Genomic DNA, 16,835 nt, shown 5'->3' on the forward strand with positions numbered 1-16,835 from the left:
ATTAAAGTTGCACATTTTTAATAATTTAACAACCCATTGGACTATTTGCAACTTCGTAATAGAAATGATTTAACAAGTTTCAAATTATATATATTGGGCAGGGAATGACAAAAATAAATAAGCCCCTTAATAGGGACTTATCTTATGTAAAACAATTCGTTAATTCACTCGTTTGAGAAGAATGTTATTAAAGATGAGACCTGTACAAAGCGTCATGACGATTAAGATAAGGACGCTCGCAATGGGTGAAAGCCCCCAGTTTTCTTCAAATCCATCTAATACCCCGGAATAGATTCCCGCCATAATCGCTGTGAGAATGATACTGCTTGTCCGCATTTGGAATTCCCCCTTATTATCTAATAATGCCACACGACAACAGCCTGCCGGGAGAAGGGGCCATCTTCCATCCACATCACTATCCTATTCCTCAGAAGGCTGCTCTACTCTTTTCTACGTTTGACAATTGAAAAAAGATTCATTGCCCATCGAATATTTTCCACAAATTTCAAAACTTTCCCCCAATGCACTGCGTCAAATTGGTAGAATGGTAAGGACGAAAGCAGGTGATTTTTTGCAGGAAAATCAAAACGAAGCCTTACCTTACTCATCAAGGGATCTCATTCTTGAGAAAGCAATGAGAGAGTATGGCAGCGATATTTATTACATAGTGTATTCCTACGTGAAGGACCACAGCCTGGCCGAAGACCTTACGCAGGAAGTGTTTGTGAAGTTTTATAAAAAGATGGATACCTTTCGGGAGGAGTCTTCCCTTAAGACATGGATTGTAAGAATGGCGATCAATCATTGCAAGGATTACTTGAGACGGTGGGATACGCGGATGATCTCTTTCACGAATACGATCAATGATGTGGTGAAAGGGAAATTCGGCACCCCTGAACAAACTCTCATTGAGGAAGAAACCAACAGCGAACTCATCAAGAATCTATTATCCCTGCCGGTTAAATATCGGGAAATCATCTTTTTATTTTATTTTGAAGAAATGAAGCTGGCTGAAATTGCAGAATGCATGGATTTGAACATCAACACAGTCAAGACGCGTTTATCGAAAGGCCGAAAATTGTTGGGAGCCGCATACCAGAACAGTGAGGTGTATAACAATGGATGAATTGAGTCGTCTGCGTGGAATGATGAAAGAAGAAACGTTCAAGAATCATGGATTCACTGAAAAAATGAGAAGGAATATTTTAGATGAGATCCATTCAGGCAAGAAGGAGATTTCCTTTTGGAAGAAGCCTGTTCTTGCACCGGTCACGTCAGCCATATTTATGCTTGCCTGCCTTACCATGTTTGTTTATTTCGGCGTAAGCCAGCTTGGATTCCTCCAAGACGGGGAAAATGCCAGTCAAGCAGAATTTTACCAGCTGGAGCTCCATGTCGATGAAGAAGATACAAAGTGGAGTGAAAAAATCAAATTGCCGACCGTAGTTCCTTTTGAAGTTGTGGATCGAACCTACAAAGCGACCCAGGAAGATGGATTTGATACGTTTTCCGTTAAATTGACGGGACCCGAGAAACAAAGGTTGACGATCAGTATGGATATTGGACTTGAATCCGGCATCCCAGCCATGTATGAACCTGTGAAAATAGGTGATGTGACCGGCAGCTACCGGGACAACCGCGAATGGAGAACGAGCCATCTTACTTGGTACAAGGACGGTATCTTCTATTCCATGGGCTATAACCCCCGCAAATCGGACGTCACATTGGGAAAAGCAGAACTGAAGAAAATTGCAGAATCGTTCAAGAATTGAACGCTAAAAAATGATTATGTCGAAGGACATAATCATTTTTTGTTTATTTTTCTCCGTAGGCTGTTCTAACATAGTTATTGTTTTTATCATAATAAACTTTTTTCCAATATTGCTCACTCGTATCAGAGTAATTGTAAATAACATAAGAGACTGTTCTCTTAATCCCCTCATATTCCCAAGATAGACTTCCATATCCACCCGGTGGCCCTTCAATGCTCCTGTTGTAGTCCTCGGCTGCCGAAGCTGTAGTTTCAATGACCGTCATCGCTGAAAAGACCAACGCAATCGTAAGGATTGCTTTCATTCCATTTCCCCATGCGTTTCCCAATTTGTCATCCCCCTGTCATTCCACTTTTTACAAATTACAATACTTCCTTAGCATAATTCCATTTATTGTATTTTTCAATAGAATACTAGTAAAAAAGTATGAAAACAGGCGGGATGTGAAATTGAATCATTCTCGTTCGTTTATGAATCTGTATTAGTTTCTTCTTTCTCAACGTATAAATGGACAACAAGGATTTGATCTATGATCTCCTTGTCATAATCCAGCTGTGTTTCAAATGAGGTTTTAATGATCCTGCCCTCTATAAAGTTTTCGTCTCCCCGGTGGTCCTTAAACGTCAGAAGAGTCCCCGCCTCTTTCATTTTCAATAATGGCATAATGTCCTCAAACTCCTGCTGGTGAAAAATCTCTGTATGTCCTTCTATACAAAAATGAACGTTCATCATGCAACACTCCTATTTTCAAGTTGATGGCTTACGCTTGTAGTACCCGCCTCCATTGGTGGCCAAACATGCTCCAAAAGGTCCAAGGTTAGGAACCTGGACGATTGTGAAACTTATCAATGCTTTACATATTCAGCCTCCCATAACATATCAGTATCATGGATAAATTCCCGCTATTCGAAATTTTTCTTATTTTCTAATATACTCATGATATACTCTTTTTAAAGGAGAGCTGTTTTCTGAAAAATGATTGCTTTTCGGACATTGTCTAGTATTCCTAGTGCAGCTTGCAGACGTGCTCTTTTCACACTCAAGCTTAAACAAGAGACAGACTTACCATCGAAAATACCCAAGTTCCGGTATTTCTTGTGTGTAAAGCAACAATGTATGCGAAAAGAGCCTAAAGGAGAGATGAAGATGACAACGACAACTTATCCAATCTTTGAAACGGAGCGCCTGATCTTAAGGCAGATCACGAATGAAGACGTCAGTTTTTTATTTGAACATTATACTTCTAGGGAAGTCCTGCAGTACTTCGGAATGAGTCCCATCTCTTCTAAAGAGGTTGCAGAGAAAATGGTGGATAACTTCGAAAAGCAGTTCGAAGTCGGTGGGCCGATGCGCTGGGCGATTGTGGACAAAAGCTCGGACAAGATGATGGGTACATGCGGATTTCATGGGATTGCGAAATCCTACAAACGCTGTGAAATTGGATATGATCTACACCCGGATTACTGGGGGAACGGAATTATGGGCGAAGCGTTAAAACCGCTCATTACATATCTTTTTATCGATAGGGAAATGAATCGCATTGGAGCAGTCATCGTCCCGAATAATCAAGCGTCATCCAGGGTCGTGGAAAAGCTTGGTTTCCGCCGCGAAGGTTTGCTCCGTGAATACATCCTGCAGGAAGATACCATGTATGATGCATATATGTATAGTATGTTAAAGAAAGAATGGCTGGATTAGTTATGAGATACGCCTAAATAGGAAATAATGGTCAGTGCGGATAGAAAAGGAGGCTGGATGAATGGTTCAGCAAATGTTTCATCAATTCCTGCGCTGGCCTTTATTAGTGCGGATTTTTCTCATTGCCATAAGTCTGATGACCATATTCGGGATTCTCATTCACTTTATCGAACCGGACACATTCCCCTCTTATTTTGATGGGATATGGTGGGCAGTCATTACGATGTCAACTGTCGGGTATGGAGATTTTGTACCTGCATCAACCGGGGGGAGGATATTTGGAGTTGTACTCATCCTTGTCGGTGCCGGTTTTCTATCTACCTATTTCATTACGCTGGCTACGAATACAGTCATGTCGCAAAATGCGTATATAGAAGGAAAAGCAACGTTCAAGGGAAAGGATCATGTGGTGATCATCGGTTGGAATGAACGAACAAGGGAGATCATCTCCCAGTTGAGCTCCCTTCATTTCCGAGGACAGATCATCCTGATTGACGAAACACTCCAACAAAATCCTTACCGCAACCATCATATCCACTTCATAAAAGGAACACCATTTAAGGATAAAGTGCTTCAGAAAGCCAGTATGCATGAAGCCTCGATCGCCATCATTACAGCCGATCCGAATCGCAATGAAATGGAAGCCGATATGCACACGGTCCTCACGCTGCTCGCGGTTAAAGGCAATCATCCCGATGTCTATACCGTCGTGGAAATCCTCCAGAAGGAACAGGTCGTAAATGCTGAGCGGGCGGGAGCGGACGAAGTGATTCAAACCAATATGCAGACAAGCTATGTCATGATCAACAGCATCATCTCACAAGGAATGTCAAAGGCGATCCTGAAACTCCTGAATCATCTTAGAGGCAATCACTTGCAGCTTGTGGCCGTGACTGATGATTGTATCAATGAAACATTTCAGAGCATAAGCAATAGGCTCCTGCAAAAAAATATCATTCTGCTCGGAATCAAAAAAGGAGAGGAGACATCAGTGAATCCCCCTTTGACAACGCTCGTGGAAGCAAATGACGAACTGCTTGTCATCACAAATTAAGTCCGAAAGTATCAAAAAGCTGGACTACCATCAATCGGAGCCAGCTTTTTTTGAATGGATTAAATTCTGGACATTTAGTCTGCCTTGATGGTTTCCTCAAGTTCCTTAACAAGCTCCTTGCCGATATCAACGTACTTGTCGGGCAGGCTTGAATCCGGATCTACAGGCTCGGAAAATTGATTAACCGTCCCCGAGAAATCCCCGGCAGTGGCAAAATCATCGATCCCCCTTTGATACTTATGCCCAAGCAGGAAGGGCTTCCCAAATTCAACCGTTGCACCTCTCGAATCCAGCTGCCCGTCAACCGACCTGAAAGGAACACGCAGGAATTGATAGCCAACCTCGTCGTCGATCTTATAATCAAAGTAGCCATGGTCATACTCCCAATTACCGCCGATTGTATAGCCGAGCGGTTTAAGAAGCTGTTCAAGCTTGTACAGTTCATAATGTTTACCTTCAATAGTCGATGTAAGCTCAATCACTCAAATCATACCCCTTTCTTTAGGAGTAGTTTTTCCTAAAGGAGAGGAAAAATGTATAAGAAAAGCGGAGGCGACAAGCATAAGACAGGGCAGCCATAAAGGCGCTCTTTGCCTTTTTGGATGCAATGGCTTATGTCTCGAGCCTCTAGCCGCCGGAGCTGGACAATAGAAAAGCGGAAGGGCTTTGCCAGAGGCGGATGGCATAAGACGAATTGGCCATGAAGGCGTTCTTTGCCTTCTTGGTCGATTTGGCTTATGACATCCGCCTCTAAGCCCTGTAGCTGGACAATAGAAAAGCGGAGGCGGCTCGCTCAGAGGAGACAAGCATAAGACAGGGCAGCCATAAAGGCGTTCTTTGCCTTTTTGGATGGCCTGGCTTATGTCTCGAGCCTCTAAGCCCGCCCCGGAACTGGACAATTCTCAAATGATACTTATACTTTTTTTGTATAAAAAAAGAGCGCGGAGAATCGAACCTCCCGCGCTCTATATGATGACATTTATTTTAGACGTTTTTCGAGTTCTGCTTTCTTTTCTTCAAATCCAGGTTTCCCAAGAAGCGCAAACATGTTCACTTTATATGCTTCAACTCCTGGCTGATCAAATGGATTGACGCCAAGAAGATATCCGCTCATCGCACAAGCTTTTTCGAAGAAGTAAACCAGGTAGCCAAATGTGTAAGCATCCATCGCCGGAATTTCCACGATCAGGTTCGGTACTCCTCCATCGGTATGAGCCAGGAGGGTTCCTTCGAATGCTTTGTTATTTACAAAATCAACCGTTTCGCCTGCCAGATAGTTCAGACCGTCAAGATCACTGTCCGCTTTTTCAATCTTCAACTCGTGACGGGGTTCCTGAACTTTGATGACTGTCTCAAACAGATCGCGGCGGCCTTCCTGCACATATTGTCCAAGAGAGTGAAGATCTGTCGAGAAGTTAGCCGATGAAGGGAAAATCCCTTTCTGGTCTTTTCCTTCACTTTCGCCGAACAACTGCTTCCACCACTCGGAGAAATATTGTAATCCCGGCTCATAGTTGATCAGCATTTCGATTGTCTTTCCTTTGTTGTAAAGAACATTCCGTACAACTGCGTATTGATAAGCAGGGTTTTCAGTCAGTTCAGACTTGCTGAAGTCTTCGCGTGCCTCTGCAGCACCCTTCATCATCTGTTCGATTTCAACTCCGCTTACAGCAATCGGAAGCAATCCTACTGCTGTAAGGACAGAGTAACGACCGCCTACATCATCCGGTACGACAAATGTTTCATAGCCTTCGTCGTTTGCCAGTGTTTTGAGGGCACCCTTCGATTTATCCGTTGTCGCGTAAATACGTTTGCGCGATTCTTCCACACCATACTTCTCTTCAAGCATCTTACGGAAGATCCGGAAAGCAATCGCCGGCTCGGTTGTTGTACCTGATTTCGAAATCACATTGATCGAGAAATCTTTTCCTTCTAGAAGATCCATCAAATCTTTCATGTAAGTAGAGCTGATATTCTGCCCAAGGAATAGTACCTGCGGAGTTGACCGTTTCTCTTTAGGAAGGGCATTGTAAAAACTGTGATTCAGCATTTCGATCGCAGCACGCGCTCCCAGATAAGATCCGCCGATTCCGATGACGAGCAGGACATCAGAATCACTCTTGATTTTTTCAGCAGATTTCTGAATCCGGGAAAATTCTTCTGTATCGTAATCTACAGGAAGATCGACCCATCCCAGGAAGTCATTTCCTGCACCTGTTTGTTCGTGTAATGAATGATGTGCAACTTTCACTGCATCACTTAAGTATGTAAGTTCATGTTCCCCAAAAAACGATAGCGCTTTTGAATAATCAAAACGAATGTGTGTCATAACCATCCTCCGATTAAAATATTTTTCTTCTATCTCACTTTATCGGATGCTGAGACGATAATCAAGAACGCCCCCTTTTTGAAAGCGCACTCATCTAAATTTTTTTATAAATGGACGTTTCCTGCTGAAAAAAAGAGCAGCCATAAAAGCTGCCCTTTTCAGATGGAATATTATAAAGAGGCTCTCAAAATGGAAAGAACGTCTTGTTTGTTCAGCTTGTTGAAGTTGCCGAATTCTCCATTAATCATTGCTTTGTCGGCCATGACGTCCAGTTTGCTGTCGTCGATTTCATAGTCGGCAAGACTTGACGGGGCACCGATTGAGCTCCAGAATTCACGGAGCTTGCTGATTCCTTCAAGTGCAGTTTCTTCATCCGTTTTTCCAGTCGGATCGACATCAAACACGCGCTCGGCCATTTGGGCAAAGCGTGATGGATTCACCTTCAGGTTATGTTTCATCCAGTTCGGGAAGAGGATTGCAAGACCGCCGGCGTGAGGGATATCATACACAGCTGATACCGCATGCTCGATGTTGTGGCTAGCCCAGTCTCCGCGATAGCCCATTTGAAGCATTCCATTTAACGCGATCGTACCTGAGTAAAGGATCGTTTCACGAAGCTCATAATTCTCAAGGTCATTGAGCAATTTAGGAGCCGCTTCGATAACCGTTCTTAATGTGCTTTCACACATACGATCCTGTAAAGGTGTGTTTGCTGCATCGTTAAAATACTGTTCAAATACGTGAGACATCATATCAACCATACCGTAAACAGTGTGGTTTTTAGGAACCGTGAACGTGTTCACCGGATCCAGGATCGAGAACTGCGGGAAAGTCACAGGGCTTCCCCAACCGTATTTCTCCTGGGTTTCCCAATTTGTGATAACGGATCCTGCATTCATTTCAGATCCTGTTGCAGCAAGCGTCAGCACTGTTCCGAACGGAAGTGCTTCGTGGGCAGCGGCTTTCTTCGTGACAAGATCCCATGCATCTCCGTCATACTTCGCTCCGGCTGCAATCGCTTTTGTACAATCGATGACACTTCCGCCGCCGACAGCAAGCAGGAAGTCGATATCGTTATCTTTACAGATTTTGACCCCTTCTCTCACAGAAGAAAGACGCGGGTTCGGATCTACACCGGGAAGCTCATGCACTTGTGCATCAATACTATTTAAAATGGTTACCACTTCATCATACAGGCCATTACGTTTAATGCTTCCTCCGCCATAAACCAGAAGCACTTTCTTTCCATATTGAGGTACCAAATCTTTCAATTGTTCAACTTGACCCTTACCAAAAATCAGCTTAGTCGGATTATAAAAAGTAAAAGTATTCATCTTTTTGTTACCTCCTTTAATAATGACGGGTTCCCTGACTGACGGAAAACCGATTCATCCACCATTCTATTATCGAATATATCTTTCCCAAAATGCAAAGAACTTGCACACAGAAAAACTTTCTTGGCTGGAATAAGAATAAAAAGGTTGGACACCTTATAAATGAGCCATTGTTTAAGGAGGAAAAATGACATGAGTGGAATTCAACGTATTGCTTTGGTTCTAACGATTATCGGTGCCATTAACTGGGGGCTGATCGGATTCTTCCAATTTGACCTTGTAGCGGCCATTTTCGGTGGACAAGATTCTGCTTTATCCCGTATCATCTACGGTTTAGTAGGAATCGCCGGTCTCATAAATCTTGGATTATTATTCAAACCAACAGAAGAGATTGAAAGAGAGCCACATACAGAACCAACACGCTAGTCTGAAGATAAAGGGCCACTCTCATTGCTTTAAAATAAAATGGGGATGGCCCCTTTTTTTATTTGTTAAAGTGCAGACCGCCTCCATATATGATCCTCCGGCAAAATCGAAAAAAGCGGCTCCCCTCTAATAGTGAGCCGCCTCCATATCATTTCAGAAGTTTTTTCAGTACCTTCAATCCAAATTTAGCATTGGGATATCTGAAACTGAAATCAAATTTGGTTGTTTGTTTCAAAATGCTTTTGTAATGGGAAAACGCCGCAAAGCTTGATTCTCCGTGATAATTGCCGATTCCGCTTTCGCCAACTCCGCCGAAGGGAAGATAGGGAGTCGCCAGATGCATGAGTGTGTCATTCACGCAGCCTCCTCCATATGAGATGGAATTGTTCACTTTATCGGACACATGATCTTCGCTTGTAAATAAGTAAAGCGCCAACGGCTTTGGGCGGTCATTGATAAACCTGATAACTTCGTCGAGATCTTCATATTCCATCAACGGAAATATCGGCCCAAAAATTTCATCCTGCATGACCGGGACGGTATCGTCTTTCGGGACCATAAGGGTCGGTTCGATTTTAAGACTCGCATGATCGACACTGCCGCCTGTCAAAATATCACCGTCCTGAAGGTAGCCTGTCAATCGATTGAAGTGACGCTCATTCACGATTCTTCCGTACGTGTCATTCGTAAGTGGATTCTTTCCGTAAAATCCCATAATGGCTTTCTGGAATTCCTGTATGAATTCTTCCTTTACTTCTTTGTGAATGAAAAGATAATCAGGGGCCACACATGTCTGCCCCGCATTCGTCACTTTACCGAAAGCGACCCGTTTAGCAGCAAGAGGAACATTGGCTGTTTCGTCTATGATACACGGGCTTTTTCCCCCGAGTTCTAACGTGACCGGAATCAACTGCTTCGCTGCCGCTTCCATGATTACTTTGCCCACCGGCACACTTCCAGTGAAGAAAATATAATCAAAGTACTGTTCCAAAAGCAGCTGTGTCGTTTCTACGCCGCCTTCAATGACAGTAATATATTCCGGATCAAAATGTGAATCGATCAGACCCGTAATCAGGTTGGACGTATGCGGCGTCAGCTCCGAAGGCTTTATGATCGCTGTATTCCCAGCAGCAATGGCCCCTATGATCGGCGAGAGGGCAAGTTGCAAAGGATAATTCCAAGGAGCGATGATGAGCGCTGCCCCGTATGGCTCCGGTACTTTATACGCTTTGGATCCGACGTGCGTTTTCGCCGTTTTTACTTTAACGGGGGCAGACCATTCGTCGATATGCTTCAATGTGAACCGGATCTCTTCGAGGAGGATTCCGATTTCAGTTGTATAGGTCTCCATTTCGGATTTATTCAGGTCCTGCTTTAAAGCGAGCAGGATTTCTTTTTCATTTTCTTTTATGACATCAGCCAGTTTTTCAAGCGTCTGCTTTCGGACATCGAGGGGCTTCGTCTTCCCTTCTTTGTAAAATTGTTTCTGCTTGTCTACTGCGGATTGTATGGCTTCCCGGGATGCTTCTTCGATTACTGCAGTCAATAAGATCCCTCCTGCGATTCATATAAAATAAATTTATATTAAATATAGCATGAATGACCGGATTAATACGTATGTTAACCACTGAAAAACGAAAGAACCTGCCTCCGATTAAAATCGAAGACAGGTTCCTTTTTATTTAACGGGGTTATACCCAACCTCTGAATCTTGATGCCTCTGCCATCTTGCGTGCGCCGACCATGTATGCGGCAAGGCGCATATTGACCCGGCGATTCTGGGATGTTTCGTATACATTGTTGAAAGCATCAATAAGTTTAGCTTCAAGTTTCTCGTTTACTTCTGCTTCAGACCAGTAATACCCTTGATTATTCTGAACCCACTCGAAGTAGGATACCGTTACTCCCCCTGCACTTGCCAGTACATCGGGAACAAGCAGGATCCCTCTTTCAGATAGGATGCGCGTTGCTTCAAGAGTAGTCGGACCATTTGCAGCTTCTACCACAATGGATGCTTTAATGTCATGAACATTCTTTTCAGTGATTTGATTCGATATCGCTGCCGGAACAAGGATATCACAATCAAGCTCCAATAGTTCTTTGTTCGAGATCGTGTTTTCGAATAATGTTGTGACGGTCCCGAAACTGTCACGGCGGTCCAATAGATAATCAATATCCAGCCCTGCAGGATCGTGAAGTGCACCGTGAGCATCAGAGATGGCTATCACCTTTGCGCCTGCATCATGCATGAATTTCGCCAGGAAGCTTCCTGCGTTTCCGAATCCCTGGATGACGACGCGTGCACCCTTGATGTCAATGCCCCGCTTCTTCGCTGCCTGATCGATGCAGATGGTCACCCCTTGAGCCGTTGCTTTTTCACGACCTTGAGAACCGCCAAGCACGATCGGTTTCCCGGTGATGAAACCAGGTGAATCATTTTCACGAAGACGGCTGTACTCATCCATCATCCATGCCATGATCTGCGAGTTGGTATATACGTCAGGTGCAGGAATGTCCTTTGTTGGTCCTACGATCTGACTGATTGCACGTACATAACCGCGGCTTAACTTTTCAAGTTCAGTGAAAGACATCGTACGGGGATCACATATGATCCCGCCTTTTCCTCCGCCGTATGGCAGATCGACGATCCCGCATTTTAGACTCATCCACATGGATAAAGCCTTTACTTCTTCCTCATCCACCTCAGGGTGAAAACGCACGCCTCCCTTGGTCGGACCGACTGCATCGTTATGCTGCGCACGATAACCGGTAAACACCTTGATGCTTCCATCATCCATGCGCACCGGAATCCGGACAGTCAACATGCGGATCGGCTCTTTCAAGAGTTCATACATTTCCTCGGAGTAACCGAGTTTTGATAAAGCATCATTAATGACATGCTGTGTAGAAGTAAACAGATTAAGGTTTTCTCCCATTTTAAACATTCGCCTCTTTATTATGTGATCTGAAACGTAGTAATTGTAACACATTACCTTGTACGAAACCATTAACATTTCAAAAAATATTCATTCTTTTTAAAGCGCTTTACATGGACACTAATTATCTATTCAAAGATATGGGGAAACGTGAATTTCACGCTATTTCCCGGCTTACGCCCAAGTATGTTTCCACCTTACTTTGAAAGGACTTTTTTGATGCGCGCGATGGCCCAATCAAGTTCTTCCCCGGAAATGACGAGCGGAGGAGCGAAACGGATGACCGTGTCATGCGTTTCTTTACAAAGCAGCCCTTCCTCTTTCAATTGTTCACAATATTTACGAGCCGGTTCATGAAGCTCCACTCCGATGAATAATCCTCTTCCGCGAACTTCCTTAATCATAGGGTTATCTATCTCACGAAGTTTACTCATGAAGTATTCTCCCAACTCAAACGAACGGTCGGCGAGCTTTTCATCAAGCAGGACATCAAGTGAAGCGACTGACACAGCACAAGCCACCGGGTTTCCTCCAAACGTTGAACCGTGTGATCCCGGATTGAATACACCGAGCACTTCAGTGCTTGCTACTACACAGGAAATCGGGAAGACCCCTCCCCCAAGTGCTTTACCAAGGATGTACATATCTGGATCGACATCTTCCCATTCACATGCAAACATTTTACCGGAACGGGCAAGACCTGCTTGGATCTCATCTGCAATGAACAGGACATTATTTTCTTTGCAAAGCTCATATGCCGCCTTCATGAAGCCTTCAGGCGGAATGACGATACCCGCTTCACCCTGGATCGGCTCGATTAAGAATGCAGCTGTATTCGGAGTGATCGCTTCTTTAAGCGCATCAAGGTCTCCATAATTGATCAGGTTGATTCCTGGAAGCATAGGTCCGAATCCGCGCTTGTATTCTTCTTCGGAAGAAAGGGAAACGGCCGTCATCGTTCTTCCGTGGAAGTTTCCGTTACACGCGATGATCTCAGCTCTGTTTTCTTCTACGCCTTTCACATCATATGCCCAGCGGCGAGCGGTTTTGACCGCTGTTTCGACTGCTTCGGCACCCGTATTCATCGGAAGCGCCATATCTTTCCCTGTAAGCTGGCAGATCTTTTCATACCATGGTGCCAATTGATCATTATGGAATGCGCGGGATGTTAACGTCACTCGATCCGCTTGATCTTTGAGCGCTTGAATGATCTTTGGATGGCGGTGACCCTGGTTCACAGCCGAATAGGCACTCAGCATATCCATGTACTTGGTTCCTTCGGGATCCTTTACCCACACGCCTTCCGCTTCTGATATCACGATCGGCAGCGGATGATAATTTTTCGCACCATACTTTTCTGTTTGTTCAATAATCGAATGTGTACTCACTGACATAACAAGTTCCTCCTTACTGAGAATGGGCAGAAGGCGGTTCACGATTGAAATCCTTCTGATTTTTTTTTATAAAAAAGCTGCAGCATATGGAATTCATTTTCCCCTGCAGCGATTAACTGCTTATGCACAAGGATGGAGCCTCTGCTGACAAAGGCTCCTCCTTATCTTCATGCGGTATTAAAGTGTTTCTGATGTTGTTTTTGCCTGCATGTGAAGAAGCAGGTAGTCCGGTCCGCCCGCTTTGGAGTCGGTACCTGACATATTGAATCCGCCGAATGGCTGGTATCCAACGATCGCACCCGTACAGCCCCTGTTGAAGTACAGATTGCCTGCATGGAAGTCTTCACGTGCCTGTTCGATCTTCGCACGGTTATTCGTGATGACAGCACCCGTCAAACCGTAGTCAGTGTTGTTTGCAATCTCAAGAGCATGATCGAAATCTTTCGCTTTGGAGAATGCGACAACCGGTCCGAAGATTTCTTCCTGCATTAGACGGGCTTCAGGGGCAAGATCTGCAAAGATTGTCGGTTTCACGAAGAATCCTTTGGAATTGTCTCCTTCGCCGCCGATCATCAGCCTGCCTTCCTCTTTCCCGATTTCAATATAGCTCATGATTTTATCAAATGACGCCTGGTCGATCACCGGTCCCATGAAGTGATCATTGTCAACAGGATCGCCAGCCGTTAATTCTTTCGTCAATTCAACTGCACGCTCAAGGACTTGATCGTACACATCTTCCACGATGACTGCACGGGAGCAGGCTGAACATTTTTGACCGGAGAATCCGAATGCAGAAGCAACGATGGATTGTGCTGCAAGTTCGAGATCCCCTTCGCTGTCTACAACGATTGTATCTTTACCGCCCATTTCAGCGATCACTCTCTTCAGCCACTTTTGGCCTTTATGGACAACGGCGGCTCTTTCATAAATACGCGTACCCACTTCACGTGAACCCGTGAAGGAAATAAAGCGTGTCTTTGGATGATCGACTAAGTAGTCTCCTACTTCAGAACCGCTTCCCGGAACGTAGTTGATGACACCTGCAGGAAGTCCTGCTTCTTCCAATACTTCAATGAACTTCGCTGCTACAACGGATGTCGTTGAAGCCGGCTTAAGAAGTACAGTATTACCCGAAACGATGGCCGCGACAGCTGTACCAGCCATAATCGCAAACGCAAAATTCCATGGTGAGATGACCACGCCTACTCCAAGCGGAATATAATTGAACTGGTTGTATTCACCAGGACGGCTTTCTACAGGGAACCCATCTTTAATTCGAAGCATCTGGCGCCCGTAATACTCCATGAAGTCGATCGCTTCGGCTGTATCAGCATCCGCTTCCTTCCATGGTTTACCGGCTTCCTTCGTTAATAAAGCAGAAAATTCATGCTTACGGCGACGAACAATAGCAGAAGCACGGAACAGGATGTCTGCACGTATTTCAGGCTTCACTTTGCGCCAAGTCTGGAACGTGTCATAGGCAACATTCATTGCTTTTTCAGCAAGGTCTTTGTCTGCTTTCGAAACGCGTCCGATAAGCTCTTCTTTGTTTGCCGGGTTGACTGAAACAATCTTATCTTCAGTCGTAACACGCTCACCGCCGATGACGAGCGGATAATCTTGACCCAAGTAACTTTCTACTACTTTTAAACCTTCTTTGAATGCTTTCTGATTCTCTTGATCCGAGAAATCTGTGAATGGTTCGTGCTTGTAAGGAATCATTGGGCAGTTCCCCCCTTAAACAAAATATTATTCATCCTCAGTGAAAAGGCTAGTTAACAGGAATGCAAAAAATATTTGCATTTAGAAAACCCTTACACTTATAATAATGCAAAAGATAGTTGCTTTTTTCAAGAGTTTTTTTAAAATTTTTACATTAAGCGCTTTCAATAGATTTTATTTTACTGAAATAATGATTTTTACTAATTGGGGAGAGAGACAGCATGCAGGAATTTGAAAAACGTTTATATATGTATGAAAAGGTATCTGAACATCTTGAATCAGGTGTCCATGTCATCGACTCCAAAGGCAGAACCATCATCTACAACCGCAAGATGCGTGAAATTGAAGGCATGGAAATCGAGGACGTCCTCGACAAAAACCTGCTGGATGTATTTCAATTTCATTCCGAAGAAGAAAGCACGCTTCTTCAAGTCTTGAAAACTAAGGAACCTGCGCTCAATGTCAAACAAACCTACTTCAATATAAATGGAATTGAAATCACGGCAATCAATGATACCTTTCCGATTTTTCATGATGATGTGCTGATCGGGGCGATCGAGATCGCAAGAGATGTCACGATGCTAGAGAAAATGATGCGTGATAATCTGCACAAACGGACGAACAGCCTTTATACATTTGACAGCATCATCGGTGACAACATTCGTTTACAGGAAGCGGTCGAAACCGGCAAAAGAGCTACACGCACCTCTTCACCTGTCTTGATTTGCGGGGAAGCCGGGACAGGAAAAGAGCTGTTCGCACAAAGTATACACAATGGCAGCTCCCGTTCCGATCGTCCATTCATCGCACAAAACTGCGCTTCCCTGCCGGAAGATATGCTGGAAAGCCTCCTTTTCGATGGGAATGGCAGAACAGTCAGCCAGTCTGGAACAGAAAATCACCAAACCCTTTTTCAGCAAGCAAAGGGAGGAACATTGCTGCTTGATGAAATCAACTCTTTAACCACTTCCCTTCAGCAAAAACTGTTAAACATCTTGCAGGGCGTTTCAGATCTTCCGTATGATGTCCGCGTGATCGCAACGGTGAACGAAGACCCGATCGATGCGATCGCTGAAGGCCGCCTGTTAAAAGATCTCTATTACCGATTAAGTGTCGTTTCCATTTTCATCCCTTCTCTCCGTGATCGGAAGGAAGATTTGAAAGAGCTGATTTCGTTCTTCATCAGCCGGTTCAATCACCACTTCGCCATGAATATCAGAGGACTGACAGAAGAAGCCTCTACTATTTTTCTGAAATATGAATGGCCAGGAAATGTAAGAGAACTCGAACACGTGATCGAAGGAGCATTCAACCTGGTCGGTTTTGAAGAAATGATCGATTTCAATCATCTTCCAATCGGGTTCAGGCAGCGTCTGCAACATACGTATTCAAGCCAGGAACTCCAGGAAGAATCAGATTTTCTTTACCAGACGGGAGGCGACATCAAACCGCTGGAACGATTTATGGAAGAAGCAGAAACCTATTATATTCAAAAAGCGTTGAAGCATCATGAATACAATATTACCCAAACTGCAAAATCCCTTGGCATGAGCCGCCAGAATCTGCAGTACAGGATCCGGAAATATGGGATTGAGCGCAGGGCAGGGTACTGAGTGCTGATCTGGAATTTGTAAGAATGAAGCCATCAAAATATTCCGGCCAATCCCTCAGCAAAAACCTGTTGAAAAAATGTAACGGGTTCGGATTTCGAATACAATAATAAATTAGCAGTCCTATTCACAACTGAATTAGACTGCTTCTTTTTGTTGATATATATAGGGTTTATAAAATACACGGTAAATCTGCCCTGAATTTCGAACCCCATTTCACATGGTGTCATAAGTTTTGTAGCATGAAAATTCACATGCTAATTGTTTACCAATTGGTGTACTGCGAATGATATTCATCTAGCAGGGGGGGATTTTTAGAGGCAGATAAATGAAGCAGACATTTTTTTCATCCTTCATTGTGAGTAACCTCTGAATGTTTAAATAAGGGGAGTTTTTTCCTTTATCCTGCAGAATATGGCTAGGTTCGGGGGATATAAGGGGAGTTTTTCCCTTTAAGACAAGTACAATAGTCCATTTTCATGCTTTTGGAGTAAATAGAGGGAATTTTTCCCTCTATTTACTCTATTTTTCGTGCTATTTCCTCAATAAGAGGAGTTTCT

The 16,835-nt window shown here is 44.0% G+C and carries 16 protein-coding genes; 6 read left to right on the forward strand and 10 right to left on the reverse strand.

Features of this window, described 5'->3' with window-relative positions; genetic code table 11:
• Positions 1 to 159: 159 nt before the first annotated feature.
• Positions 160 to 336, reverse strand: coding sequence for a hypothetical protein (locus tag V6B33_RS17025; RefSeq protein WP_334218880.1), 177 nt, complete (start codon positions 334 to 336; stop codon positions 160 to 162).
• A 235-nt stretch (positions 337 to 571) separates the two neighbouring features.
• Between V6B33_RS17025 and V6B33_RS17030 the strand changes: the two genes are divergently transcribed.
• Both V6B33_RS17030 and V6B33_RS17035 read left to right on the forward strand, forming a co-directional pair.
• Positions 572 to 1,126, forward strand: a complete 555-nt coding sequence (locus tag V6B33_RS17030) for a sigma-70 family RNA polymerase sigma factor (RefSeq protein WP_334218881.1) — start codon at positions 572 to 574, stop codon at positions 1,124 to 1,126.
• Positions 1,119 to 1,772: a hypothetical protein gene (locus tag V6B33_RS17035; RefSeq protein ID WP_334218882.1), complete on the forward strand. Its 654-nt coding sequence runs from the start codon at positions 1,119 to 1,121 to the stop codon at positions 1,770 to 1,772. Before V6B33_RS17030 ends, V6B33_RS17035 begins: the two co-directional genes overlap by 8 nt.
• A 43-nt stretch (positions 1,773 to 1,815) precedes the next feature.
• Here V6B33_RS17035 and V6B33_RS17040 read toward each other — a convergent pair whose 3' ends face one another.
• A complete protein-coding gene (locus V6B33_RS17040) occupies positions 1,816 to 2,100 on the reverse strand; it encodes a hypothetical protein (protein ID WP_334218883.1) in 285 nt (94 codons plus the stop codon).
• 140 nt (positions 2,101 to 2,240) lie between these two features.
• A complete protein-coding gene (locus tag V6B33_RS17045) occupies positions 2,241 to 2,504 on the reverse strand; it encodes a hypothetical protein (RefSeq protein WP_334218884.1) in 264 nt (87 codons plus the stop codon).
• 414 nt (positions 2,505 to 2,918) lie between these two features.
• Here V6B33_RS17045 and V6B33_RS17050 point away from each other — a divergent pair, with 414 nt between their 5' ends.
• Together V6B33_RS17050 and V6B33_RS17055 are read left to right on the forward strand one after the other, a co-directional pair.
• Entirely contained in the window at positions 2,919 to 3,470 is a 552-nt protein-coding gene (locus tag V6B33_RS17050) for a GNAT family N-acetyltransferase (RefSeq protein WP_334218885.1), read from the forward strand.
• Positions 3,471 to 3,531: 61 nt separating this feature from the next.
• Positions 3,532 to 4,524 carry a potassium channel family protein gene (locus V6B33_RS17055; protein ID WP_334218886.1) on the forward strand — a complete coding sequence of 331 codons (993 nt, stop codon included), beginning with the start codon at positions 3,532 to 3,534 and terminating at the stop codon, positions 4,522 to 4,524.
• A 74-nt stretch (positions 4,525 to 4,598) separates the two neighbouring features.
• On the opposite strand, the gene V6B33_RS17060 is transcribed toward V6B33_RS17055, so the two are convergent.
• The 3 genes from V6B33_RS17060 to V6B33_RS17070 all read right to left on the reverse strand — a co-directional run bounded on the left by V6B33_RS17060 (position 4,599) and on the right by V6B33_RS17070 (position 8,187).
• A complete protein-coding gene (locus V6B33_RS17060) occupies positions 4,599 to 5,006 on the reverse strand; it encodes a YugN-like family protein (protein WP_334218887.1) in 408 nt (135 codons plus the stop codon).
• A gap of 497 nt (positions 5,007 to 5,503) precedes the next feature.
• Complete coding sequence (locus V6B33_RS17065; protein ID WP_334218888.1) at positions 5,504 to 6,853, reverse strand: glucose-6-phosphate isomerase; 1,350 nt, start codon at positions 6,851 to 6,853, stop codon at positions 5,504 to 5,506.
• A 170-nt stretch (positions 6,854 to 7,023) separates the two neighbouring features.
• Positions 7,024 to 8,187, reverse strand: coding sequence for an iron-containing alcohol dehydrogenase (locus V6B33_RS17070; RefSeq protein WP_334218889.1), 1,164 nt, complete (start codon positions 8,185 to 8,187; stop codon positions 7,024 to 7,026).
• A 192-nt stretch (positions 8,188 to 8,379) separates the two neighbouring features.
• On the opposite strand from V6B33_RS17070, the gene V6B33_RS17075 reads away from it, so the two are divergent.
• Positions 8,380 to 8,613 (forward strand): DUF378 domain-containing protein, encoded by a 234-nt coding sequence (locus V6B33_RS17075; protein WP_172254185.1) that lies wholly within the window; start codon positions 8,380 to 8,382, stop codon positions 8,611 to 8,613.
• Between the two features lie 148 nt (positions 8,614 to 8,761).
• Here V6B33_RS17075 and V6B33_RS17080 read toward each other — a convergent pair whose 3' ends face one another.
• The 4 genes from V6B33_RS17080 to pruA form a co-directional block, all read right to left on the reverse strand.
• Positions 8,762 to 10,159 (reverse strand): aldehyde dehydrogenase, encoded by a 1,398-nt coding sequence (locus V6B33_RS17080; RefSeq protein ID WP_334218890.1) that lies wholly within the window; start codon positions 10,157 to 10,159, stop codon positions 8,762 to 8,764.
• 145 nt (positions 10,160 to 10,304) lie between these two features.
• Complete coding sequence (locus tag V6B33_RS17085) at positions 10,305 to 11,549, reverse strand: Glu/Leu/Phe/Val family dehydrogenase (RefSeq protein ID WP_334218891.1); 1,245 nt, start codon at positions 11,547 to 11,549, stop codon at positions 10,305 to 10,307.
• A gap of 197 nt (positions 11,550 to 11,746) precedes the next feature.
• Positions 11,747 to 12,943, reverse strand: coding sequence for an ornithine--oxo-acid transaminase (locus V6B33_RS17090; protein WP_334218892.1), 1,197 nt, complete (start codon positions 12,941 to 12,943; stop codon positions 11,747 to 11,749).
• 177 nt (positions 12,944 to 13,120) lie between these two features.
• On the reverse strand, positions 13,121 to 14,665 hold the full coding sequence (gene pruA, locus V6B33_RS17095; RefSeq protein WP_334218893.1) for an L-glutamate gamma-semialdehyde dehydrogenase: 1,545 nt from the start codon (positions 14,663 to 14,665) through the stop codon (positions 13,121 to 13,123).
• A 221-nt stretch (positions 14,666 to 14,886) separates the two neighbouring features.
• On the opposite strand from pruA, the gene V6B33_RS17100 reads away from it, so the two are divergent.
• Positions 14,887 to 16,278, forward strand: coding sequence for a sigma-54 interaction domain-containing protein (locus V6B33_RS17100; protein WP_334218894.1), 1,392 nt, complete (start codon positions 14,887 to 14,889; stop codon positions 16,276 to 16,278).
• The last annotated feature ends 557 nt before the right edge of the window (positions 16,279 to 16,835 follow it).

The sequence above is a fragment of the Mangrovibacillus sp. Mu-81 genome (assembly GCF_036867415.1).
GTDB lineage: Bacteria > Bacillota > Bacilli > Bacillales > Bacillaceae_B > Rossellomorea.